Annotated in this window: 24 protein-coding genes; 7 read left to right on the plus strand and 17 right to left on the minus strand. The window is 74.3% G+C overall.

Annotated elements, in window-relative coordinates; translation table 11 throughout:
* From E1281_RS20405 to E1281_RS20415, 3 genes are all read right to left on the minus strand, one after another.
* Positions 1 to 458, minus strand: a 458-nt coding sequence (locus tag E1281_RS20405; protein WP_165959019.1) for a thioesterase family protein, incomplete at its 3' end; no start/stop codon positions are given.
* Positions 459 to 527: 69 nt separating this feature from the next.
* Positions 528 to 890: a nuclear transport factor 2 family protein gene (locus E1281_RS20410; protein WP_131880545.1), complete on the minus strand. Its 363-nt coding sequence runs from the start codon at positions 888 to 890 to the stop codon at positions 528 to 530.
* A 147-nt stretch (positions 891 to 1,037) separates the two neighbouring features.
* Positions 1,038 to 1,811: an NYN domain-containing protein gene (locus tag E1281_RS20415; RefSeq protein ID WP_131880547.1), complete on the minus strand. Its 774-nt coding sequence runs from the start codon at positions 1,809 to 1,811 to the stop codon at positions 1,038 to 1,040.
* A gap of 216 nt (positions 1,812 to 2,027) precedes the next feature.
* Between E1281_RS20415 and E1281_RS20420 the strand changes: the two genes are divergently transcribed.
* From E1281_RS20420 to E1281_RS20430, 3 genes are all read left to right on the plus strand, one after another.
* Positions 2,028 to 2,378, plus strand: coding sequence for a hypothetical protein (locus E1281_RS20420; protein ID WP_131880549.1), 351 nt, complete (start codon positions 2,028 to 2,030; stop codon positions 2,376 to 2,378).
* A gap of 129 nt (positions 2,379 to 2,507) precedes the next feature.
* On the plus strand, positions 2,508 to 3,698 hold the full coding sequence (locus E1281_RS20425; protein ID WP_131880551.1) for an AI-2E family transporter: 1,191 nt from the start codon (positions 2,508 to 2,510) through the stop codon (positions 3,696 to 3,698).
* A gap of 166 nt (positions 3,699 to 3,864) precedes the next feature.
* The gene (locus E1281_RS20430; RefSeq protein ID WP_207943386.1) at positions 3,865 to 5,745 is read left to right on the plus strand and encodes a glycoside hydrolase family 3 protein; all 1,881 of its coding nucleotides are present in this window, start codon (positions 3,865 to 3,867) and stop codon (positions 5,743 to 5,745) included.
* A gap of 93 nt (positions 5,746 to 5,838) precedes the next feature.
* On the opposite strand, the gene E1281_RS20435 is transcribed toward E1281_RS20430, so the two are convergent.
* A complete protein-coding gene (locus E1281_RS20435; RefSeq protein ID WP_131880552.1) occupies positions 5,839 to 6,894 on the minus strand; it encodes an alpha/beta hydrolase family protein in 1,056 nt (351 codons plus the stop codon).
* A gap of 181 nt (positions 6,895 to 7,075) precedes the next feature.
* The gene (locus E1281_RS20440) at positions 7,076 to 7,840 is read right to left on the minus strand and encodes an alpha/beta hydrolase (RefSeq protein WP_131880554.1); all 765 of its coding nucleotides are present in this window, start codon (positions 7,838 to 7,840) and stop codon (positions 7,076 to 7,078) included.
* A 127-nt stretch (positions 7,841 to 7,967) separates the two neighbouring features.
* On the opposite strand from E1281_RS20440, the gene E1281_RS20445 reads away from it, so the two are divergent.
* Positions 7,968 to 8,885 carry a YafY family protein gene (locus tag E1281_RS20445; RefSeq protein ID WP_131880579.1) on the plus strand — a complete coding sequence of 306 codons (918 nt, stop codon included), beginning with the start codon at positions 7,968 to 7,970 and terminating at the stop codon, positions 8,883 to 8,885.
* Positions 8,886 to 8,928: 43 nt separating this feature from the next.
* Here the strand turns inward: E1281_RS20445 and E1281_RS20450 are convergent, their stop codons facing one another.
* The 7 genes from E1281_RS20450 to E1281_RS20480 all read right to left on the minus strand — a co-directional run bounded on the left by E1281_RS20450 (position 8,929) and on the right by E1281_RS20480 (position 14,776).
* Positions 8,929 to 9,495 (minus strand): GNAT family N-acetyltransferase, encoded by a 567-nt coding sequence (locus tag E1281_RS20450; protein WP_131880556.1) that lies wholly within the window; start codon positions 9,493 to 9,495, stop codon positions 8,929 to 8,931.
* Between the two features lie 134 nt (positions 9,496 to 9,629).
* On the minus strand, positions 9,630 to 10,718 hold the full coding sequence (locus E1281_RS20455; protein WP_207943387.1) for a YihY/virulence factor BrkB family protein: 1,089 nt from the start codon (positions 10,716 to 10,718) through the stop codon (positions 9,630 to 9,632).
* 13 nt (positions 10,719 to 10,731) lie between these two features.
* Complete coding sequence (locus E1281_RS20460) at positions 10,732 to 11,229, minus strand: DUF3618 domain-containing protein (protein ID WP_131880558.1); 498 nt, start codon at positions 11,227 to 11,229, stop codon at positions 10,732 to 10,734.
* On the minus strand, positions 11,226 to 11,762 hold the full coding sequence (locus E1281_RS20465) for a phage holin family protein (protein WP_243717160.1): 537 nt from the start codon (positions 11,760 to 11,762) through the stop codon (positions 11,226 to 11,228). Before E1281_RS20465 ends, E1281_RS20460 begins: the two co-directional genes overlap by 4 nt.
* 139 nt (positions 11,763 to 11,901) lie before the next feature.
* On the minus strand, positions 11,902 to 13,026 hold the full coding sequence (locus tag E1281_RS20470) for an AAA family ATPase (protein WP_131880559.1): 1,125 nt from the start codon (positions 13,024 to 13,026) through the stop codon (positions 11,902 to 11,904).
* Complete coding sequence (locus E1281_RS20475) at positions 13,010 to 13,798, minus strand: RNA ligase family protein (protein ID WP_131880561.1); 789 nt, start codon at positions 13,796 to 13,798, stop codon at positions 13,010 to 13,012. The genes E1281_RS20470 and E1281_RS20475 overlap by 17 nt, the downstream gene beginning before the upstream one ends.
* Positions 13,799 to 13,879: 81 nt before the next feature.
* Positions 13,880 to 14,776 (minus strand): virginiamycin B lyase, encoded by an 897-nt coding sequence (locus E1281_RS20480; protein WP_131880563.1) that lies wholly within the window; start codon positions 14,774 to 14,776, stop codon positions 13,880 to 13,882.
* Between the two features lie 125 nt (positions 14,777 to 14,901).
* On the opposite strand from E1281_RS20480, the gene E1281_RS20485 reads away from it, so the two are divergent.
* The gene (locus tag E1281_RS20485; RefSeq protein ID WP_131880565.1) at positions 14,902 to 15,507 is read left to right on the plus strand and encodes a TetR/AcrR family transcriptional regulator; all 606 of its coding nucleotides are present in this window, start codon (positions 14,902 to 14,904) and stop codon (positions 15,505 to 15,507) included.
* Positions 15,508 to 15,553: 46 nt separating this feature from the next.
* Here E1281_RS20485 and E1281_RS20490 read toward each other — a convergent pair whose 3' ends face one another.
* The gene (locus E1281_RS20490; protein WP_131880567.1) at positions 15,554 to 16,216 is read right to left on the minus strand and encodes a response regulator transcription factor; all 663 of its coding nucleotides are present in this window, start codon (positions 16,214 to 16,216) and stop codon (positions 15,554 to 15,556) included.
* The gene (locus E1281_RS20495) at positions 16,204 to 17,376 is read right to left on the minus strand and encodes a histidine kinase (RefSeq protein WP_243717162.1); all 1,173 of its coding nucleotides are present in this window, start codon (positions 17,374 to 17,376) and stop codon (positions 16,204 to 16,206) included. The genes E1281_RS20490 and E1281_RS20495 overlap by 13 nt, the downstream gene beginning before the upstream one ends.
* Positions 17,377 to 17,508: 132 nt before the next feature.
* Here E1281_RS20495 and E1281_RS20500 point away from each other — a divergent pair, with 132 nt between their 5' ends.
* Both E1281_RS20500 and E1281_RS20505 read left to right on the plus strand, forming a co-directional pair.
* Positions 17,509 to 17,931, plus strand: coding sequence for a DUF6069 family protein (locus E1281_RS20500; protein WP_243717163.1), 423 nt, complete (start codon positions 17,509 to 17,511; stop codon positions 17,929 to 17,931).
* Between the two features lie 42 nt (positions 17,932 to 17,973).
* Complete coding sequence (locus E1281_RS20505) at positions 17,974 to 19,161, plus strand: serine hydrolase domain-containing protein (protein ID WP_131880569.1); 1,188 nt, start codon at positions 17,974 to 17,976, stop codon at positions 19,159 to 19,161.
* Between the two features lie 267 nt (positions 19,162 to 19,428).
* On the opposite strand, the gene E1281_RS20510 is transcribed toward E1281_RS20505, so the two are convergent.
* The 3 genes from E1281_RS20510 to E1281_RS20520 all read right to left on the minus strand — a co-directional run.
* On the minus strand, positions 19,429 to 20,094 hold the full coding sequence (locus tag E1281_RS20510; protein ID WP_131880571.1) for a hypothetical protein: 666 nt from the start codon (positions 20,092 to 20,094) through the stop codon (positions 19,429 to 19,431).
* Entirely contained in the window at positions 20,091 to 20,339 is a 249-nt protein-coding gene (locus tag E1281_RS20515) for a hypothetical protein (protein ID WP_131880572.1), read from the minus strand. Before E1281_RS20515 ends, E1281_RS20510 begins: the two co-directional genes overlap by 4 nt.
* 79 nt (positions 20,340 to 20,418) lie before the next feature.
* A partial coding sequence (locus E1281_RS20520; RefSeq protein ID WP_207943388.1) for a tyrosine-type recombinase/integrase occupies positions 20,419 to 21,544 on the minus strand: 1,126 nt, incomplete at its 5' end.

Below are 21,544 nucleotides of genomic sequence, written 5' to 3' on the forward strand. Positions count from 1 at the left end.
CCGGCCGCCTGTCCCGCCCCACCCGGCCCGGCGGCACCGTCGGGGCCGGGCACGTCCAGCAAGGGCTCCAGCGCCGACCTCACCTCAGGCGGCATCTCCCTCTTGGCCCCGGACGCCGGATCGACGAACACATGCCGCACCTCCCCGTCGGCGATGAGGCGCTCACCCACCCGGAACACCGGCCGCACCACCATGCTCGTCACACCCAGATGCGCCACCGGCATCGACACGTCCACCAGCTCGTCGAACCGGGCGCCCTCCCGGTACCGGATCCGCGCCTCCGCCACCACCAGGTCGTAGCCGTCCTCCACCATCTGCCCGTACTCGCCGATCAGCGCCCGCCACATCTCCGTCAGCGCCACGTCGTAGAAGAACAAGTAGTGGCCGTTGAACACCACGCCCTGCTGATCGCACTCGCTGTACCGCACCCGCAGCCGATGCGTGAAAACCTCACCCATACGGGGCATCCTGCCTCACCGCGGTAAGGTGGGCGAGACGAGCGCGCGACCGGCTCCCTGGACGGGGCCCTACCGGGGCGAGACGAACTCCGGCTGGTCCAGGACCCGCAGCCAGCTCCCGTCGGGCTGGCGCCGCACGACCTGGGCGCGGGCGCCCGCCCCGTCCTTCGGCGGCGTCGAGGTCAGCGCCAGATCCCCGCCGACCAGGGTCGGCAGCGGCTCCTCCGCCTCGAAGCGCGGGCGCCCCGCCAGCACCTTCTCCCACAGCTCGCGGATCGCGTCCCGCCCCACCGTCTGCGAACCGGGCGGGTAGGCCATCACGGCGTCCTTCTCGTAAAGCGCCGCGACACCCGCCGCGTCCCCGGCGTTGGACCGCTCCACGAACAACCGCGTGATGTCCTCGGGCCGCATGGCCTTCTCATGCTCCGTCATGGGGTCCCCCCTGTGCTCGATCGCTGTCACCACCATCGTCGGCACCCCCCTGGCAGAAGTCAAAGATATGGTTCTTCTGATCTCCATAAGCAATACTTATAAGAGTGAGGCGGCGCCACGGGCCCCCGCCGCCGGCGGGCCCGCCCGCTACGAGCCGGGCCTCTTGTCCTGGCGGCGCCTGTCGCGGACATAGATGATCCCGGGCTTCCCGTCGCCGGGGCTGCGGCGGTCCAGCACGAACAGCGTCGTCGCGGCGATCAGCTCGCTGAGCTTGGCGTAGCCGTAGTTGCGGGAGTCGAACTCGGGCCGCTGCTTGGTGATGATGTTGCCCACCGACGCCAGCGGCGCCCACCCGTCCTCGTCGGAGCCGCCCTCCACGGCGTTGCGGAGCAGGTTCACCAGCGCCGCGTCCTGCTTGAGCGCCGCCGCGGGCGACGGCGGCGACGGCGCTCCGGCGTCGGGCGTGGCCGACACCTGGTCGTAGGCCAGGTTCTCGATGTAGACGAACTTGTCGCACGCCGCCACGAACGGCTTGGGCGTCTTGCGCTCACCGAACCCGTACACGGTCAGGCCCGACTCCCGGATCCGCGCCGCCAGCCGCGTGAAGTCGCTGTCGCTGGAGACCAGGCAGAACCCGTCGAAGCGGTCGGAGTACAGCAGGTCCATCGCGTCGATCACCATCGCCGCGTCCGTCGCGTTCTTCCCCCTGGTGTACGCGAACTGCTGGACGGGCTGGATCGACTGGTCGAGCAGCTGCTGCTTCCAGCCCCGCAGGCTCGTCCCGGTCCAGTCGCCGTAGGCGCGCTTGACATGGGCGGTGCCGTACTTGGCGACCTCCGCCAGCAGCCCCTCGACGATCCCGGGCTGGGCGTTGTCGGCGTCGATGAGCACTGCCAGCCTGTCGGCGTTCTCGCTGACCATCCCGCTCCTCCTCGGTGAAGCCCCGCACCGCCCGGCCGGCCGCGCGGATCGGCCCGCCGCGGCCCCGGACGCGCGACGTCCGCGGCCGTAGCCTACGGGCCCGGCGAAGCCGGCCACGACGACCGCGGCCCCGCGCCCCGTGCCGCGAGTGTCCGCGTTCCGGGCCCGTCGGGGCATGCCCGGCGGAATGTCGGCGGCGAATGCCATCCTGGGGAGATGATGCACTTCACGGACGCCGCAGAGTGGGAGATGTGGCTGGTCGCGCATCACGACACCGAAGGCGGCGTCTGGCTGAAGATCGCCAAGAAGGGGTCCGGTGCCACCTCGGTCACGATCGCGGAGGCGCTGGACGTCGCGCTCTGCAACGGCTGGATCGACAGCCAGCGCAAGTCCTGCGACGAGGACTTCTACCTCCAGCGGTACTCGCGCCGCCGCAAGGGCAGCCCCTGGTCGCGGGTCAACGTCGAGAAGGCCGAGGCGCTCACCGCCGCCGGGCGGATGCGCCCGCCCGGCCTCGCCGAGGTCGCCGCCGCCCGCGCGATCTCCGACCTGGCGGGACCTCCCTGAGCCGAGGCGGCCCGGCCCGCCGCCCGCGCCCGCCGCCGGGCCCGCGAGGGCTGAAATCTCGGCAAAGATCGGCCCCCGGCCGGGGCGGGACGCCCGGAACCGGCCGCGAGACGTGGCTAGCGTGCGGGCATGCCGCAGACGCCCGGCGACGGTTCCGCCGAGGGGCCCGCCGACGCTCCGCCCGGCGCCCCCGCCGCGCCGCCGGCCGCGGGGGACCCGCACCGGATGCCGCCGTGGCTGCCGAAGGCGTTCGTGCTCGCCGGCGCCGTCGTCCTGGCGTTCATGGCGGCGCTGTGGCTGCTGCAGCGGCTGCGGGACCTGCTGCTCCTGCTGGTGATCTCGCTGTTCCTGGCGTTCGCGATCGAACCAGCGGTGAACCGGCTGGCCCGGCACGGATGGAGGCGCGGCCCCGCCACCGCCCTGATGTTCCTGGCCATCGCGGTCGTGGTCGGCGCGTTCCTCAGCGGCATCGGGTCGCTGCTGGCCACCCAGGCCGCCAACCTCGTCGACGGGTTCCCCGGATACCTCCAGCAGGTCATCGGATGGGTCAACGACACCTTCGGGACGAACCTGTCGCAGGACACCCTGTTCCAGCGGCTCCCCACCGTCACCGGTGCCCTGTCGGGGCAGCTGTCGTCCCTGGCGACGAACGTGTGGGTGATCGGCGCCACCGCGTTCGGCGTGCTGTTCAAGGCCCTCGGCGTGCTGCTGTTCACCTTCTACCTGTCCGCCGAGGGCCCGCAGCTGCGCCGGACGGCCTGCTCCCTGCTGCCGCCCCGCCACCAGCTGCACGTGCTGCGGGCCTGGGAGATCGCCGTCGACAAGACCGGCGGCTACATCTACTCGCGCGGGCTGCTCGCCCTGGTCTCCGGGATCGCGCACTACGCCTTCATGGCCGCGGTCGGCGTCCCCTACGCCGCCGTCCTGGCCCTGTGGGTCGGCGTGGTGTCGCAGTTCATCCCCGCCGTCGGCACCTACCTGGCCGGCGCGGTCCCCATCCTGATCGCGCTGACCGCGGCGCCCTCGACGGCGCTGTGGATGCTGCTGTTCATCCTCGCCTACCAGCAGCTGGAGAACTACCTGCTGCAGCCCCGCATCACCGCCCGCACCCTGGACATGCACCCCGCCGTCGCGTTCGGGCTCATCCTGGCGGGCGCCGCCGTCGCCGGGCCCGCCGGGGTCCTGCTGGCCATCCCGCTCGGCGCCAGCCTCCAGGCGTTCGCCGGCGCCTTCGTCCGCCGCTACGCCGTCGAGGAGCACCCGCTGACCGCGCCCGAACCGCCCGGCGCGCACTGGTGGCGGTGGCTGCGCCGGAAATGATCCGCGCCGGAAATGACCTGCGCCGGAGATAGCCCGCCGGGGCCGCGCGGTGCGCCGCCCGGCCCCGCGTGTCGTCGAGGATTGCCGTGGACGGCGCCGCGGTCCGGGGTTAGCGTGCCAGGAGAAGCTTGATCACCGGGCAGGGACCGGGGCGGAGGGAGCCGTCATGTACCGTCCGCGAACGCGCCGCCGCCGGTGGCTCGCCGGCCTCACCGCGGGCACGCTCGCCGTCACCGGCCTCACCGCCATGACCTCGCCCGCCGCGCGGGCCGCACCTCCCGGAAGCGGCCCCGGGACCGGCCACGGAGGGGACCCGGCACTGATGCGCATCCTGCGGTCGATGACGCTGGAGGAGAAGGCCGCGCAGCTGTTCGTCCTCCAGATCCACGGCACCGGCGCCGACACCGCCGACCCCGCCGCGGTCGCCGCCAACCGCAGGCTGTACGGGGCCGACAACGCCGCGCGGGTCATGGCCCGCTACCGGCCCGGCGGGTTCATCTACTACGGCGAGAACGTCCAGGACCCGCAGCAGCTCGCGGCGTTCTCCAACGGCATCCAGCGCGCCGCGGCCGCCGCGCCCCACGGCATCCCCGCCACGATCGCCATCGACCAGGAGGGCGGCATCGTCGCCCGCGTCCAGCCGCCCGCGACCCAGTCGCCCGGCGCGATGGCCCTGGCGGCCGGACGCCGCACCGGCGACGCCCGCGCCCTGGCCCGCATCACCGGACGGGAACTGCGCGCCATCGGCGTCAACCAGGACTACGCCCCCGACGCCGACGTGAACGTCAACCCCGCCAACCCCGTCATCGGCGTCCGGTCCTTCGGCTCCGACCCCGGCCTCGTCGCGGACATGGTCACCGCCCAGATCCGCGGATACCGGTCCGGCGGCGTCACCGCCACCGCCAAGCACTTCCCCGGCCACGGCGACACCGTCACCGACAGCCACACCGGCGTCCCCGAGATCGACCACACCCGCGAGGAATGGGAGCGCCTCGACCTGCCGCCGTTCCGCGCCGCCATCGCCGCCGGCGTCGACTCGATCATGACCGCGCACATCGTCGTGCCGTCGCTGGACCCCTCCGGCGACCCCGCAACCCTCTCGCGGCCCATCCTCACCGGCATCCTGCGCGACCGGCTCGGCTACGACGGCGTCGTGGTCACCGACGCGCTCGACATGGAAGGGGTCCGCGACAAGTACGGCGACGAGCGCGTCCCCGTCCTGGCCCTCAAGGCCGGCGTCGACGTGCTCCTCAAACCGCCCGCCGACGACGACGGGAACGGCGTGTTCCCCCGGCAGCTCGCCGCCGTCGTCGCCGCCGTCGAGTCCGGCGAGCTGACCGAGGAGCGCATCGACGCCTCGGTGTACCGGATCCTGAGGCTCAAGCGCGAACGCGGCCTGTTCCGCGACCCCTACGCCGACGAGGCCGAGGTCGCCGAGCGGGTGGGGACGCCCCCGCACCTGGCCGCCGCGCAGCGCGCCGCCGACCGCACCACCACCCTGGTCAAGAACGCCCCCGCCGCGGACGGGTCCCCCGTCCTGCCGCTGCGGCCCGGCGCCCGCGACGTCCTGGTCACCGGATGGGGCGTGTCCACGACCGCGGCCCTCGGAACCGAGATCGCCCGGCGCGGCGCGCGGACCACCATCCGGCAGACCGGCCTCAGCCCGTCCCAGGAGCAGATCGACGAGGCCGCCGCCGCGGCGCGCGGCCAGGACCTCGTCGTCGCCGTCACCAACCGCGCCTGGGACGTCAAGGACGAGCCCGGGCACAACGGGCCCGGGCAGACGAACCTCGTCAAGGCCCTGGCCGCCACCGGCACCCCCGTCGTCGTCATCGCCGTCCGCGACCCCTACGACATCGCCTGGTTCCCCGAGGTGCCCGCCTACCTGGCCACCTACTCCTACACGGCCGAGGCGCTGCGGTCGGCCGCCCGGACGCTGTTCGGCGAGCTGGACCCGCGCGGGCGGCTGCCCGTCACCGTCCCCGTCCGCGACGAGCCCGGCACCGCGCTGTACCCCTTCGGGCACGGCCTGGGCTACCGCCGCTGACCGCCGGGCCCGGTTCCGGGTGGCAGCCGCAGCCGCCCGGAACCGGGCCGGGACCACCGGCCGGCCCGGAGCGCGGGGGCCGGCCGGTGGGCGTCACGCCTTCTCGGCGCCGATCGACCTCATCAGCGTCGGCCAGATGAACTTCGTCTCCCGGATCCACGCCGGGAAGTTGTGCCGGCCGTCGCCGTAGATGTGCGCCGTGTAGGGGATGCCCAGCGCGTCGAGCCGCTTCTTGAACTCCTTGTTGTTCGCGCCGATCGCGATCTCGCTGAGCAGGCCGACGTCCCACGGCGCCACGTCCGGGTCGCCCGGACCGGGCCGGCCGGTCGAGCCGGAGGAGAAGAAGATGCCGGTGCCGCGCAGCTTGGGCGCCAGAGCGTGGGGGTCGTGCGCCGCCCAGTTGGCGTCGTCGGCCCACGGGATGCCCCAGATCGCGAACGGGTCCTGCCAGTTGCTCGCGTTGGTGAACATCAGCAGCGCGGGCATCCCCGGCGACCGCATCGACACGATGCCGCTCAGCGACGCCGCGTACTTGAACAGCCCCGGGTGCCGCGCCGCGTAGGTCAGGGCGCCCTGACCGCCCGAGGAGTTGCCGATCGCCGCGCGCATCGCGCCCGCCCCGTAGTTGCGCTCCAGCAGCTGGCGGACCTCGGCGGTGTGGAACGTCTCCCACTTGGGCGTCCCGCCCTTGCCGTAGTTGTACCAGTTGGCGTAGCCGCCGTTCTCGGCCTCGGGCATGACGACGATGACGTTGTACGCGGCCGCCCACGCCTCGATGTCGGTGTTCCTGGGCCAGGACGAGTAGTCGTCCTGCCCGCCGTGGAAGGCGTACAGGACCGGCCACGTCGCCTGCGAGCCCCGCCGCCAGTTCTTGGGCAGCAGGATCCGCGTCTTCACCGACTTGCCCAGCGAGGGGGAGTCGATCGTGATGTCGACCGCGTTGGCGCCGACCTTCTTCTCCGCGGTGATGCGCGCCCCGGTGTCCGCCGCGGCCGGCGCCGCCGCCAGAACCCGCGCGTGCGCGGCGTGCGCGGTGCCCGCACCACCCGCCGCACCGGCCCCGGCGACGAGCACGACGGCGACCGGACCCGCCGCCAGCGAGCGCGTCCACGGAGCCCGGCGTGACCGACGGCGGACGGAGCGTTTCATCTGCTCACCTCGCGTACCTGGCCCGACCCCCGCGGCCGCGCGACTCCGCCGAGTTTCCCCGCCTCCATGGGAACGATCTACAAGGACCTTTGACAAGAAAACCGCGGGGTGCTGTGGAGAAGTGAGTCTTTCCCGGCCCGCGGAAGGCCGCGGTCGACGGCCGCACGCGGTCGCGGCGCGTTCACCGTCCCCCGGCGGGAGGGAGGGCGGAGACCTCGGCGAGCAGCGCGGCGAGGTCGCGCGGCCGGGAGAACATCGGCCAATGCCCGGTCGGCAGCTCCCGGTAGGTCCAGCCGGGCCCCGTCATCACCGAGAACACCGGATGGCCCTGCTCGCCCATCTCCTTCACCGCCGCGAGCGGGATCGTGCTCGCGATCAGCGTGCGCGGCGTCGCCGGCAGCGGGTCGGAACGCGTCAGCGCCTGCGTCGCCGTCCCGAACGGCTGCGGGGTGCCGCGCTCGCGCATGGCGGCGAGGTGCCCGGCGGTGAGCCCGGCGAGGTTGTCCGGGTCGGCCTCCGGGTCGAACGGCGGCACCGGGATCCGCCACCCCCCGCCCTGCTCGGCGACCTGCTTCTCCAGCTCCGCGCGCGCCTCCGGGTCGTGGAAGTCGATGCCGGCCATGCCCGACGGCATCGGCCCGGTGTCGACGTAGACGAGCCGCGCGATCCGCCCGGGGATCCGGTCGGCCGCCCCGGTGGCCGCCATGTTCGCGCCACTGTGCGCGACGAGCACGACCCGCTCCAGGCCGCCGTCCTCGATGACCTGCACGAGGTCGTCGACCTGGGTGCCGACGCCGGTTGCGGGCGTGGCCTCCCGCGCCCGCTCGCCCTGCCCGGCCGGCGTCATCGCGTGGACGTCATGGCCCGCCTCGCGCAGCGCGGCCGCCACCTCGTCCCACGCCCAGGCGCCGAGCCAGTATCCGGGGACCAGTACGAACGTCGCCATGTCAGCCGTCCTCTCTCGATGGGTACGACCTCACGCTACGGTGGAAACCGGACAGAATCCGCCCGGTTGAATTGAGTGACCTGTGTCCCACGCTCCGCCGTCCCACCCGACGACCCGCGTCTTGGCGATGCTGGAACTGCTCCAGGCCAGGCCCCGCATCGGCGGGGCGGAATTGGCGCGGCGCCTCGGCGTGGACGAGCGCACCGTCCGCCGCTACGCCGCGCGGCTGGGGGACCTCGGCGTCCCCGTCGTCGCCGACCGCGGCCGCCACGGCGGCTACCGCCTCATGCCCGGCTACAGGCTGCCGCCGCTCATGCTCACCGACGACGAGGCCACCGCCGTGGTGCTGGGCCTGCTCGCCGGACGCCGGATGGGGCTGCCCGGGCAGGCCACCGAGAGCGCCCTGGCCAAGGTCGAGCGCGTCCTGCCCGCCGGGCTGCGCGACCGCGTCCAGGCGCTGCGGGACACGCTCGGGTTCACCCTCGCCGCCCGCGACGCCGCCGCGCCCGACACCGGCGCCGTCCTCACCCTGGCCGCCGCCGCACGCGAACGGCGCCGCGTCCGGCTGCGCTACCGCTCGTGGAAGGGGGAGGAGACCGAACGGGACCTGGACACCTACGGGCTGGTGTTCCACTCCGGCCGCTGGTATGTCACGGGCCACGACCACCGCAGCGGCGACGTCCGCACGTTCCGCGTCGACCGGGTCGTGTCCGCCGAGCCGGGCGCCGCCGGGTACGAGATCCCCGGCGGCGTCGACCCCGTCCAGCACGTCACCCGGTCGCTCGCGCGCGTCCCCTACGCCCACGAGGTGGAGGTGCTGCTGGAGACCGACCTCGCCGAGGCGCGCCGCCGCATCCCCGCCTCCACCGCCACCCTCACCGAGGACGACGGGGGCGTGGTCATGACCACCCGGGCGGAGCGGCTCGACGGGATGGCGCGGATGCTGGCCGGGCTCGGCTTCCCGTTCGTCATCCGCCGCCCCGGCGAACTGCGCGGCCACGTCCGCGCCCTCGCCCGCTCCCTGGACGAGCAGTCCGCCCGCTGACCCCGGCCCGCGCTGAGGCGGCCGGTTCAGGTCGAAGGCCGGTTCAGGTCGCGGGGCGGGCGTCCCACTCGCGCCGCAGCATCGCGTAGATGACCTCTTGGGACCACTCGCCCTTGACGATCTCGTTGTCCACCAGGTGCGCCTCCCGGCGCATGCCGAGCCGCTCCAGCACCCGCGCGGACGCGGTGTTGCGGGCGTCCAGGCGCCCCACGACGCGGTGCAGGTCCAGCTCCTCGAAACCCAGCCGCAGGACGACCTCGGCGGCCTCGGTGGCGAACCCCCTGCCGTGGAAGGCGGGGTTGAAGATGTACCCGATCTCGCCCTGCCGGTGCTCCCGGCTGCGCCACTGCAGGTTCACCTCGCCGATCAGGTCGCCGGTCTCGCGCCACACCACCGCCAGGACGAGCCAGTCGCCCTCCTTCTCCACGGTGGACGCGCCCATCTTCTGCTTCAGGAAGGCCCGCGACTCCTCCATGTTCCGCGGTTCCCAGTACAGGAAGCGCGCCACCTCGGGCAGCGACTGGTAGGCGAACAGCCCGTCGAGATCGTCCTCGTGGAACGGCCGCAGGGTCAGTCGCTCGGTCTCGATCGGGTAGGCCGGACGGAGCATGCCATGATCCTATTCACTGTGTTCGGCCGTACGCGACCCGTGATTCCCCGGGAGAGCGCACGGCCCCGGGGTCCCGGGCGCCCGCGGGACCGCCCCGGGACCGGGGACGGTTCCGGGGCGGTCCGAAGGCGTACCTAGGAGCGGCTGCCCGCTCCGGGACGACCGCGCCGCCCCGCCGCCGTCTCCGGCGGGGCCTCCCGCGGCGTCTCGGGCGCGGCGCGGCTGGCGCCGCCGTCCGGGCGCCCCGCGGCCTCGCCGTCCCCGCCGGAGCGGGCGCCGGCGCCCGTCTCGCGGCGCTGGTCCTCGTCGAACGCGCGGGTGTCGCGGAACTCCACGTACGGCTCCTCGCCGGCGGGCCGGCCGGCGGAGACGGCGCGGCCGCGTTCCAGCTCGGCGTTCAGCTCGGCGCCCAGCAGGATCGCCAGGTTCGTGATCCACAGCCACACCAGGAAGATGATGATCCCGGCGATGCTGCCGTAGGTCTTGTTGTAGGAGGCGAAGTTCGCGACGTACAGCGCGAACAGGCCCGAGGCCGCCAGCCACAGCGCCACCGCGACCAGGCCGCCCGGCGTGACCCACCGGAAGCCGCGCTTGGCGTTGGGGGAGGCCCAGTACAGCAGCGAGAACAGGGAGCTGATCACCAGCAGCAGCACCGGCCACTTGGCGATGTTCCAGACGGTGACCGCCTGGGACCCGAACCCGAGCGTGTCGCCGATCTCGCGGGCCAGCGGGCCCGACACCACCACCGCGACCACCGACGCCGCCAGCGCCACCAGGGCCAGCAGCGTCACCGCGATCCGAACCGGGACCGTCTTCCAGATCGGGCGGCCCTCGGGGATGTCGTAGACGACGTTGGAGGCCTTCATGAAGGCCCCGACGTACCCCGACGCCGACCACACCGCGCCGGCCAGGCTCAGCAGGGCGATCACGCCGGCGCCGCCGCTGCCCTGCAGGTTCCTGATCGAGCTGACGAGCAGGTCGCCGACCGAGCCGGGCGCCAGCTCGCTGACGCTGCCGATCAGGTCGTCGGTGGCCGACCGGCCGGCCATGCCGACCAGGGACACCACCACCAGGATCGCGGGGAAGATCGACAGGATGGCGTAGTAGGTGAGCGCGGCGGCCCACGAGGTCAGATCGTCGCGCTGGAACTCGCGGATCGTGCGCTTGAACGCCTGCTTCCAGGAGTCGGCGGGGAGAGCGGTGGGTCCGCCCGGTGCGGACATGGCCAGGTCCCCCTCACAGCCACCTGCGGGAGCGCCGCACCCGGACGGGCCGCTTCTGGCCGCTGCGGAACACCACCCGGACGGGCGCGTTGCGGCCCCCCATGCGGCCCCCCATGCGGCCCCCCATGCGGCCCGGCGTGCGGCGGCGCGCACGCTCCAGCATGCGGCCCCGCCGCAGCCGGGCCTTGGCGGAGCCGCGCCTGCGCATCCACACCGCCGCCAGCGCGACCGCGCCCGCCGACGCGGCGACCGCGCCGCCGCGCATCGCCTGCCGTCCGGCGCCGGACTCCCTGGCCCGCGCGGTCGCGTCGCGCGCGGAGCCGGCGGTCGCGCGCATCCTGCTCTTGGCGTCGGCGGCCTTCTGCCTGGCCATGGCCTTCACGTCGGCCTTGGCGGCGAGTTGCTCCACCGTCTCGCCCAGATCGTGGCGCGCCCGGTCGACCTCGTGGCGCAGCTCGTCGGTCGCGGAGCCGGAGCCCTGCGTCTGCCGGGGCTTGTCCTGCGTGGTCATCGGTACGTCGCCCTCTCCTTGAGCTCGGCCACGGTCTGCTTGGCGCCCTCCATGGCCTGTTCCGGCTTGGCCGGTGTGGCGCGCCTGGCCTGCGCGCGTCCGGCCAGGGCCAGGACGCCCGCGACCAGCATGAGGAGCCCGCCGATGATGAGCGCCGCCGCCCACACCGGCAGCACCAGCGCGATCGCGGCGACCGCGGCCGCGAGCAGCACGGCCACCCCGTACAGCGCCACGAGGGCGGCGCCGCCGAACATCCCGGCGCCGGTCCCGGCGTGGCGGCCCTTGTCCTTGAGCTCGGCCACCGCCAGGCGCAGCTCGGCGCGCATCAGGTCCGACAGCTGCCGGGTCGCCTGCTTGACCAGCTCGCCCGTTCCCGCCTCGTGGTCCGCGCCGCCGAACTCGGGGGCGCGCCCGTAGTCCTGCCGGTGCATGCCGACGCCCTCGGCCGTGCCCCTGGTCACGTCGTCGCCCTGGGGCACGCGCTCGGTTCCGGCCTCGGTTCTGCCGTCCCGTGCCGGCCGCACGATGCTCATAGCCTCCGGCCTCCTCCACCTAGCGTTGTCGAAGCCTGGCTACAGCAGTTCCCCCTGCTCGTGGGCTAAACGTGGCGGCGCCCGGACCGTGGGTAACCGGCCGGCCCGGCGGCGGCGCGGGCGGGCCGGCCGTCCGGGGTCAGCCGGTGGTGAGCCAGTCGACCCGGTGGGCCTCGGTCGGGTCGGGGAGCTCCCAGCGGCGCACGAGACGGTCGACGACCGCGTCGGGGACGGGCGAGGAGCGGCCGCGGTTGCGGTCGCGGACCACGCGCGGCGGCGCCTCCAGCGAGACGACCTCGACCCGGCCCCGGTAGCCGGCGATGAGCCCGGTGCACAGGTCGCGCTGCGTGCGGGACACGTTGGTGGCGTTCCACACGAACGACCGCCCGGCGCGCAGGTGCCCGCGGGCCAGCTCGTACGCGGCGGCGGCCACGGCGCGCTGGTCGCCGGCGGGGGAGACGCCCATCTCGGCGCGGAGCCGGTCGAGGCCGACGACCGGGACGTCCGGGCGGTGCGCGGCGATCCAGTGGTCCTTCCCAGCGCCCGGCAGGCCGGACAGGACGGTCGCGGTGAGGCGCGTGTCGTCGTAGGCGGCGTAGCCGGGGTCGCGGCCGGGTTTGCGGAAGTACCAGAACCGGGCGTGGTCGGACGGGAACGCGCGCGGGCCGTCCAGGCAGTGCTGCTCGGCGCAGTACTCCCCGTACAGGGCGACGTTCTCCAGCAGCTCCTCGGTGTCGGGGCAGATCCGGCCGAGGATGTCGGCGGAGGCCAGCAGCACCAGGTCGTCGTTGCGGGCCAGCAGGCTGACGCGGAACGCGATCTGCTGCAGGTCGGGGCGCTCCAGCGCCCAGAACGGCACCTGGTGGTGGCGGATCAGCGCGGCGACGTGCTCGCGCCAGCCGACCGGCGCGCCCATCTCCCACAGGATCCGCCGCGCCATCAGGTCACCGCGCCGCGAGTGGCCGCGCGCGGTGATGCGGCCGCCGTCGTCGACCGCGGTGCAGTGCGGCTTGGCGATGTCGTGCATCAGCACGGCCGTGAACAGCCGCACCCGCTCGTCGCGGGGGCGGGAGCGCCACTGCGGCAGCGACGCCAGCGCCTCGCACGCCATCCGGGTGTGGACCTCGACGTCGCCTTCGCCGTGGAAGACCGCGTCCTGCGGGACTCCCGCCAGGTCGCGGACCCAGCCGAACGCGTCCCGGATCGCCTCCCAGGGGACGGTCCAGTGCGGCGGCGCCGGGCACAGCTCATCGAACACCCGCATACAGCACCTCCGGGTCGGCGAGGCCGTTGGCGACGATGGGCCGGTCCTGCCAGTGGGTGCCCGAGTCCAGGATCGCGGTCAGGAAGCTCGGCCGGACCCACTTGTAGCGGCCGACGGTCTCTCCGCCCGCCTCCACCTTGATGTAGAGGCCCTCCATGTCGTCGGAGGCGTCGGTCTCCTCGGCGACGCGGGCGGGGTCGGCGCCGCCCGCGAGCGCCGCGGCCGGCAGCGCGTCCCGCCACCGCGGGGTCCGGCACGTGGACGGGCCGGCGAGCGCGGTCAGCGCCGCCACGTCCGCCAGCGGCCCCTCGTGCAGGACCGGCACCGGCACCACGGGCGTGCCCTCGAGCAGCTCGCGGCGCCGCGCGGTGGACAGGAACGTCCCGTCGGACCGGTCCAGGACGTCGAACTCGCAGAAGTAGTGGGGCAGCGCGTCGTAGAAGACGGTGTGCTTGGCGTACAGCCACTCCCCGTACAGGATGTACCGGTCCCGCAGCCGTTCCCGGAGGACGTGCTGCACGGACGCGGTCCACGCCTTCAGCGGGCCGAACTGGCGCTCGCGCGGCCCGCCCGCCAGGTAGTGGCCGCGGCTCTGCAGCCGCAGGTCGCCTTCGGGGGTGAAGCTGATGCCGGCGTTGGCGCCGTCGAGTTTCTCCTCCACCACCAGGTACCGTCCGGCGATCTCCGTGAACGGCACCGAGGCGAGGTCGTGGTCTCCCGGCTGGAGCCGGGAACCCTCGATGTGCCGGGTCCGGGGGTACTTGCGCAGCATGCCGACCGTTGTAGTCGGCGCCGCCGATCATGCCAACCGGTTTTCGGGCGCCCGGCGCCCGGAGGCGCGGGGGAGCGCGGGTCAGCCGGGGGCGACGCGGGCCAGCGCCCCGGTCTCCAGCGCCACCCACAGCGCGCCGTCCGGGCCGAGCGCGATGCCGTGCGGCTCGCAGTCCGTGGTCGGCAGCGGGTGCTCGTCGACGCGGCCGTCGGGCGTGATGCGGCCGATGTGCGCGGTGCCCCACTCGGTGAACCACAGGTCGCCGCCGGGGCCGGGGACGATGGCGTGCGGGCGCGCGGCGGGGTCGGGCAGGGGGAACTCGGTGACCTTCCCGTCGGTGGTGATCCGCCCGATGTGGCCGGTGCCGATCTCGGTGAACCACAGCGCTCCGTCGGGCCCGGCGGTGATGCCGACCGGCGCGGCGCCCTCGGTGGGCAGCGGGTGGACGGTCACGTCCCCGCCGGTGGTGATCCTGCCTATGGCGTTGCCCTGGTTGAGGGTGAACCACATCGCCTCGTCCGGGCCCGCCGTGATCATCGACGGCATCGCGTCCGGGGCGGGCAGCGGGTGCTCGGTGACGTCGCCGCCGGTGGTGATGCGGGCGATGCGGCCGGTGTGCGTCTGGGTGAACCACAGGGCGCCGTCGGGGCCGGCGGCGATGCCGCACGGGCCGCCGCCCGGCGGGGCAGCGAACCGCGCGGTCTCGCCGCCGGTGGTGATCCGGCCGATCACGTCGCCCTGGAAGGCGGTGAACCACAGCGCGCCGTCCGGGCCGGGGGTGATGATCATCGGGCCGCCGGTGCCGGGGTCGGGGGGATGGAGGGTGACGCGGCCGTCCGGCGTCATCGTCCCCACCCGGCCCTCGTGGACGAGCGTGAACCACAGCCTGCCGTCCGGTCCCGCGGTGACGCCGTACGGGCCCCCGTCGGGGCCGCAGACCGTGAACTCCCTGATCGTGGCGTACGAACCCTGCGTCATGAAAGCGTCCCCCTGTCCATCGACTGCTGTTTCCGCGCGGAGGCGAGGTTAACGCAACTGCTGTTGCGTTACGATCGGCTCGTGAGCGACCTCCGGCCGTCCGGCCGACACCGCGGGCACGGCGCATGACCGCCCCGGGGCCCGGGACCGCCCGCCCCGGCGGCCGCACCGCGCGGGTGAGCGACGCCGTCCGGCGGGCCACGCTCGCCGAACTGGCCGAGCACGGGTACCAGGGGCTCACCGTCGAGAACGTCGCCGCCCGCTCCGGCGTCCACAAGACCACCGTCTACCGGCGGTGGCGGGACGCCGAAGGACTCGTCGCCGCCGCGCTGGAACTCGCCGCCGCGGAGCCGTGGCCGGTCCCCGACACCGGCACCCTCGCCGGCGACCTGCGCGCGATCGCCCGGCTGGTCGCGGCCGGCTTCACCGACCCCGGGCAGGGGCCGGTGACCCGCGCGTTCGTGCTGGCCGCCGGGCAGAGCGGCGGCGCCGCCCGCGCCCTGCACGCCTTCTTCGCGCGGCGCCACGAGCAGTCCGCGGCCGTCGTCGAACGCGCCGTCGCGCGCGGCGAGGCGCCCGCCGGGACCGACGCCGCCGAGGTCGTCCGGATCGCCGTCGCGCCCCTGTACTACCGCGTGTTCGTCACCGGCGAGCCGGTCGACGAGGCCGCCGCCGACCGCGCCGCCGCGTCCGCCGCCACCGCCGCCCGCACCGGAACCCTCACCACCTGATCCGCGCGCACCCGGCCCGCCGGAGAGGGGCGGTCTGCCGGGCGGGTCAGACGAGGCCGGCGTCGTGGGCCAGCAGGGCGATCTGGGTGCGGTTGTCCATGTCCAGCTTGGTCAGGACGCTGGAGACGTGGGCCTTGACGGTGGCCACGCTCATGAACAGCTCCGCGGCGATCTCGGCGTTCGACCGTCCCCGGGCGATCGCCAGCACCACCTCGCGCTCGCGGGGGCTGAGGCCGTCCAGTGCCGCGCGGGCCCGCTGGTAGGCGCCGGCCTCCACGGCCGCGCGGTCCATGAGCCTGCGGGTGATCCCCGGGGACAGGATCGGCTCCCCGGCCGCGACCCGCCGGACCGCCTGGACGATCCGGTCCGGCGGGGTGTCCTTCAGCAGGAACCCGCCGGCGCCGGCGCGCAGCGCGTGCAGGATGTCCTCGTCGGAGTCGAACGTGGTCAGCACGATCACCTCGGGCGGGTTCGGCCGGGACCGCAGCCTGCGGGTCGCGGTGATGCCGTCCACGCGCGGCATCCGCAGGTCCATGAGCACGACGTCCGGGGCGTGCGCGTCGGCGGCCGCCGGGACCTCGTCGCCGTCGGCGGCCTCCGCGGCGACCGTGATGCCGCCGGCCCCGTCCAGCATCATCGACAGCCCCGCGCGGACGAGCGCGTCGTCGTCCACGATCAGCACGCGCAGGGGACGGTTCACGCCGGCCATGGTAGCCAGGCCCGCAGGCGGAACTCTCCCGCGCCGGCCTCGTGGTCCAGGCGCCCGCCGGCCAGCCGCACCCGCTCGGTCAGCCCGACCAGGCCCGTCCCGCTGCCCGGCGCCGCGGGGCCCGCGTCCGGATCGGCGGGCAGCGGGTTGCGGATCTCGATCACGAGCCGGTCGCCGGGCCGGCCCTCCAGGGCCACCCGGACCGGAAGCCCCGCGGCGTGCTTGCGGGCGTTGGTCAGGCCCTCCTGGACGACCCGGTACGCGGTCCGCCCGGCCGCGGCGGGCAGCGCACCGGGGTCGGCGACCTCGTCGCGCAGCTCCACCGCGCCGCCCGCGCCGCGGGACTCCTCGACCAGCCGCGGCACGTCCTCCAGCACCGGCTGCGGGCGGCCGTCCTCGCCGGCGTCGTCGGTGCGCAGCAGCAGGATCACCTCGCGGAGCTCGTCGAGGGCCTGGTGCACCCCGGCGCGGACCACCCCGGCCGCCTCGGAGAGCTTCTCGGGCGGCGCGTCCGGCCGGTACTCCAGCGCACCAGCGTAGGTGGCCAGCAGGGACAGCCGGTGCGCGAGGACATCGTGCATCTCCCGCGCGATCCGCGTCCGCTCGGTCATGCGGGCCTCGGCCACGCGGCGGCCCTGCTCGGCCTCGGCGCGGCGGGCGCGTTCGCCGAGCGAGACCAGCAGGGCGCGGCGCGCCCGCGCGAGCGCGCCCCAGCCGATCAGCGCGCCGTAGGCGGCCGTGATCAGCAGCAGCCACCAGCCGAACGAGATCCCGCCGCGCGGCTCCCACAGCCCCTGGACGGCGTGGGCGGCGATGCCCGCCGCGCCGATCCCGGCGGCGGCGGGGAACGGCCTGCGCTGCGCGACCTGCAGCGCGGCGATGGTCGCCGGCGCGGTCGCGGCCGGCGACACCGCCGCCAGCGCGGTGAGCACCAGCCCCGCCGCGACCGGGCGCCACAGCAGCAGCGGCGACAGCACCCAGGCCGCCGCCCCGACCGCGATGTCCAGGGCCAGGGCCCCGCCGGTGGCACCGGCGTCGTGCCGGCCCCAGACCGTGACCGCGAACAGCGCCCCCACCACGGCGAACACCGAGGCCGCGCCGGTGACGCGGCGCCGCCGCCAGGGATCGGCGTCCGCCGCGCCGTAGGTCTTCTCCTCCACCGGCCAAAGGCTAGCTCCGCACGTCGCGGCGCCGGCACCGACCAAAGTCGGTACCAGCTCCCACTGCGGTCGGACCCGGCCTGGCCCCGCGCCCGATGCGGCGGACGCGCCGCCGCGGCGACGCTGGCGATCGTGAACGAACCGGAGACGAAGGAGCTGGACATGCCGAACGAGAACCTCACCCGCAGGATCCTGTCCGTCGCGGGCGGCGCGGCCGCCGCGCTCGTCCTGTGGACGCTGACCGGCCCGGTCGCCGGGCACGACCTGTCCGCCGAGACCGGCGGCGCCGTCCGGGAGGTCGGGGCTTTCGCGGTCCTCGCCGGCGCCCTGGCCGCCGGGCTGGCGGCCTGGGCGCTGCTCGCCCTGCTGGAGCGGACCGTCAGCCGCCCCGGACGGGTGTGGACGATCACCGCCGCCGCGGTCCTCGCGCTGTCGATGCCCGGGCCGCTGGGCGGCGCCGCCGACACCGCGAGCATGGCGGTCCTGGCCGCGATGCACCTGGCCGTCGCCGCCGTCCTCATCCCCTGCCTCGGCCTCTCGGCACGCCGGCGATGAGTTGCGCGTCCCCGCCCGGTCCACCATGGGTGAGGAGGAATCATGAACCTGTCAGTGGAGCGGCTCGGACGGATGCGCGGGGCGCTGGCCCGGCATGTCGACGGCGGCGACGTCCCAGGGCTGGTCGCCATGGTGGCCCGGCGCGGCCAGGTGCACGCCGAGGTGCTCGGCGCCGCCGAGGCCGGCGGCCCGCCGATGCGCCGTGACTCGATCTTCCGGATCGCGTCGGTCACCAAGCAGATCACGGCCGCGGCGGCGATGACGCTGGTGGAGGAGTGCCGCCTGCGGCTCGACGACCCCGTCGACGGCCTGCTGCCCGAACTGGCGGGGCGGCGGGTCCTGCGCCGCCCCGACGCGCCCCTGGACGACACCGTCCCCGCGCACCGCCCGATCACCGTGCGGGACCTGCTGACGTTCCGGCTCGGCATCGGCGCGGTCATGGCGCCGCCCGGCGCGACGCCGATCCAGCGGGCGATGGACGAGGCCGGGGTCTCCCCGGGCCCCGGCGGCCACGCGATCGAGCCCGACGCATGGATGAAACGGCTCGGCGGACTGCCGCTCGTCCACCAGCCGGGGGACAGATGGATGTACGACACCGGCTCCGACGTCCTCGGCGTCCTCATGGCCCGGGCCGCCGGGAAGCCGCTGGAGGACCTGCTCAGGGAGCGCCTCTTCGAGCCGCTCGGGATGACCGACACCGGCTTCCACGTCCCCGCCGGCAAGCTGGACCGGCTGGCCGGCGCCTACCGCCCCGACCCCGCCACCGGGGATCTCGTCCTCGCCGACGACCGCGGCCGGTGGGGCCGCCCGCCCGCCTTCCCGTCCGGGGCCGGGGGCCCCGGGCTGCTGTCCACCGCCGACGACCTGCTGGCCTTCTGCACCATGATGCTGAACAAGGGCCGCCACCCCGGAGGACGCGTGCTGTCACGTCCGTCGGTCGAGCTGATGACCACCGACCAGCTCACCGAGCAGCAGAAGCGCGACAACGCCGTCTTCTTCGACGGCAACAGCGGCTGGGGCCTGGGCGTCGGCGTCATCACCCGCCGCGACGACCTGCCCGCCGTCCCCGGCCGCTTCGGCTGGGCCGGAGGCACCGGCACATCCGTCCACACCGACCCGTCCGAGGACCTCATCGGCATCCTGCTGACCCAGCGTGAGCTGACCTCCCCGGCGGCGCCGCCCTGGTTCCGCGACTTCTGGACCGGCGCCTACCAGGCGATCGACGACTGAACCCCGCCCCCGGGCGGAGGACCGGAGGAAAGCCGCTATTCAAGGTCCGTCGGCGCGCACTGCGTTCACCCACGATCAACTTCACCTTCGCGGTGCGATGGTGGAGGCCGTTCTCCTCACGATGGTCGTCGCAATACGCGAAGCCGGGCCACCTCCGGCAAGTGCGCCCTGGAATCCGTTGACCGGCCGGCGCACGTGTCGGCGATGGGTGTCCCGCGCGGAGCGGCGTCGGTGTGGTCGTGTCCTGGCCGGTCGTGAGGCTGTTGGTCAGTTGATCTGGGCGTTGCGGAATATCAGGTTGTCGTCGGTGCCGATGTGCACGTCCACGACCGGGGCCGTCTCGGGGACGGGGAGCAGCGCATACAGCGTCCTGGTCTTTCCGTAGGGGACGAAGGAGGTCCCGGCGCTGGTCAGGCTGCACGCGCAGTGCGCCCAGGCGGCCGCGGGCCCGACGGCGCTCCGGCGGTCGACCACCATGGTCTGGTAGATCCGGCTGGTGGCCGCGTCGGTGACGGTGGTGCCGCCGAGGCTGCTCAGGACTGTGTGGCTGGGCGCGGGCCAGAACGGGGCCAGGCGTTCGGTGGAGTCGCGCAGATTGGTCATCCGGTAGGACAGCAGCACGGTGCCCGCGGCGATCCGCTGCAGGCCCACACCCTTCAGCCTCGCCTTGTCCGCGGGTGCCTCGGGGGTGGTCGCCGTCGCAGCGAACTGGCTCATCGGCCTGCCGCTGCCCCCGGTCGGGGTGGCGGGGGCGCCTGGCGTCCTGCGTGCGCCGCCGGCGGTGTCGTCGGCGCAGGGGATGCTCACGCTCACCCGCCGGTTCCTGGCCGCCCCGGCCGCGGTGGAGTTGTCGGCGATCGGCTTGCTGGAGCCGTAGCCGCGGGTGGTGAACTCGATGTCGGCCTTGACGCGTTCGGCCCGGGCGTTCTTCACCGCTTCGGCGCGCCCTTGACCGGTCCCCACTTCTGGCTGTTGTCGAACCTGGTGCACATGCACGCGCGTTCCTGGTTGAAGTAGGTCAGGTGCGCCGATCGCCCCTCCGGTCCGATCCAGTAGAGCCCGCTCAGGTCTTCAACGGGATAGTCGTTCTGAGCGCTGGCCAGAGAGGTGAAGCCGAAGACGTTGCTGTCCCACGGGCTTTGGTGTCCGGCGTGGAAATAGCGCGACGCAGGCACCACGACCCATCCTGCGGTGATCTCTGAAGTCCGACACCGCGAGACTTGACCCAGACGTCATCAACGTCGTGGCCCGCAACATCTAGAGTCCGACGTTGTCCAGGGCGTTGTTGGCCCAGGCGGTTCCCCGGCGCCAGTAGACGAACACCATCGACAGGCTGTTCCAGCGTCCGTGCTCCTGGATGGTGGAGGGAGCGGCGCCGGCTTCGGCGGCGCTGGTGGCGCCGCCGGCGCGCAGGCCGTGGAAGGTGTACGCCGCGGCGTTGTCGAGCTCGGCGCGTACGGCGGCGTCCCGGACGATGGTGTTGAGGGTCTCGTCGTCCATGCGCCCCGAGCCCCGTCCGGCGAACCGGCCAGCCCCGGCCAGGTTGCCGTGCCGGTCGATCCCCCGCAGCAGTGGGCCATCGGTGATGCCGTGCCCGGCGAGGGTGCGCAGCCAGGTGCGGGCGAGTTCCACCGGGCAGGTCCGGACGTGGCGGCCGCGTTTGAGGAACACCTCGGTTCCGGCCGCTTGCTGGTCGGTCTTGGACAGGCGGATGGTGACGGTCAAGCCGCGCTCGCTGAAGTCCAGGTCCGCGATGTCGAGGGCGGCGACCTCCGAGCGGCGGCCCATCATCGCGAAGCCGAGCACCAGGATCAGCTGGTCGCGTTCGGCGCGCAACGGCGTCAGTTCGCCCGCCGTTACCGCGACGGCGATCGCCTCGATCATGGCGCGCAGCGCAGCGATGTCGATCTCCGGTGCTCTTCGCCGCTTGTAGCGGAGCCTGGGGTCGGGGTGGGTGACGCGTTCCTGCCGGTAGGCGCGCAGCGCCGTCCGGGCCAGCCGGGCGTCGCAGTCCAGGCCGGCGAGTTTGTGCGCGGCCTGCACGCAGCTCAGCATGGTGTCGACCGTCGACGGCGCCGGCGGTGTGCCGTACTGGGTGGTGGTGTTGCCGGCGAGGTGGTGGACGTATTCGGCGAGGGTCTCGCGGGTGGCCGGCAGCGGGGTGCGGCCGGTCAGTTCGCACCAGCGGGTGAAGGTGGCCCAGTGCCGGGTGTAGGCGCGGGTGGTGTTGCCGGCCAGCCCGGCCGCGACACGGGCCGCGGCCTCCGGTGACAGCACCTGGTCGACCGACCGCGGGCCGGACGGCGACGACCGCGGCGTGCCGGTCAGCACGGCCTCAGGCCGGGGCGGCGGGGCGGCTACCGCCGGCGCAGCGGGCAGGGGG

It is taken from the genome of Actinomadura sp. KC345 (assembly GCF_004348515.1).
Classification (GTDB): domain Bacteria; phylum Actinomycetota; class Actinomycetes; order Streptosporangiales; family Streptosporangiaceae; genus Spirillospora.

What these genes read in the sequence shown, in the direction of transcription:
- E1281_RS20470 (WP_131880559.1), bottom strand. Translation starts at nt 13,026, where the DNA reads ATGCGGGTGTTCGATGAGCTGTGCCCGGCGCCGCCGCACTGGACCGTC.
- E1281_RS20430 (WP_207943386.1), top strand. Translation starts at nt 3,865, where the DNA reads ATGTACCGTCCGCGAACGCGCCGCCGCCGGTGGCTCGCCGGCCTCACC.
- E1281_RS20465 (WP_243717160.1), bottom strand. Translation starts at nt 11,762, where the DNA reads ATGAGCATCGTGCGGCCGGCACGGGACGGCAGAACCGAGGCCGGAACC.
- E1281_RS20475 (WP_131880561.1), bottom strand. Translation starts at nt 13,798, where the DNA reads ATGCTGCGCAAGTACCCCCGGACCCGGCACATCGAGGGTTCCCGGCTC.
- E1281_RS20415 (WP_131880547.1), bottom strand. Translation starts at nt 1,811, where the DNA reads ATGGTCAGCGAGAACGCCGACAGGCTGGCAGTGCTCATCGACGCCGAC.
- E1281_RS20425 (WP_131880551.1), top strand. Translation starts at nt 2,508, where the DNA reads ATGCCGCAGACGCCCGGCGACGGTTCCGCCGAGGGGCCCGCCGACGCT.
- E1281_RS20450 (WP_131880556.1), bottom strand. Translation starts at nt 9,495, where the DNA reads ATGCTCCGTCCGGCCTACCCGATCGAGACCGAGCGACTGACCCTGCGG.
- E1281_RS20485 (WP_131880565.1), top strand. Translation starts at nt 14,902, where the DNA reads ATGACCGCCCCGGGGCCCGGGACCGCCCGCCCCGGCGGCCGCACCGCG.
- E1281_RS20435 (WP_131880552.1), bottom strand. Translation starts at nt 6,894, where the DNA reads ATGAAACGCTCCGTCCGCCGTCGGTCACGCCGGGCTCCGTGGACGCGC.
- E1281_RS20490 (WP_131880567.1), bottom strand. Translation starts at nt 16,216, where the DNA reads ATGGCCGGCGTGAACCGTCCCCTGCGCGTGCTGATCGTGGACGACGAC.
- E1281_RS20480 (WP_131880563.1), bottom strand. Translation starts at nt 14,776, where the DNA reads ATGACGCAGGGTTCGTACGCCACGATCAGGGAGTTCACGGTCTGCGGC.
- E1281_RS20440 (WP_131880554.1), bottom strand. Translation starts at nt 7,840, where the DNA reads ATGGCGACGTTCGTACTGGTCCCCGGATACTGGCTCGGCGCCTGGGCG.
- E1281_RS20420 (WP_131880549.1), top strand. Translation starts at nt 2,028, where the DNA reads ATGATGCACTTCACGGACGCCGCAGAGTGGGAGATGTGGCTGGTCGCG.
- E1281_RS20455 (WP_207943387.1), bottom strand. Translation starts at nt 10,718, where the DNA reads ATGTCCGCACCGGGCGGACCCACCGCTCTCCCCGCCGACTCCTGGAAG.
- E1281_RS20460 (WP_131880558.1), bottom strand. Translation starts at nt 11,229, where the DNA reads ATGACCACGCAGGACAAGCCCCGGCAGACGCAGGGCTCCGGCTCCGCG.
- E1281_RS20410 (WP_131880545.1), bottom strand. Translation starts at nt 890, where the DNA reads ATGACGGAGCATGAGAAGGCCATGCGGCCCGAGGACATCACGCGGTTG.
- E1281_RS20505 (WP_131880569.1), top strand. Translation starts at nt 17,974, where the DNA reads ATGAACCTGTCAGTGGAGCGGCTCGGACGGATGCGCGGGGCGCTGGCC.
- E1281_RS20445 (WP_131880579.1), top strand. Translation starts at nt 7,968, where the DNA reads ATGCTGGAACTGCTCCAGGCCAGGCCCCGCATCGGCGGGGCGGAATTG.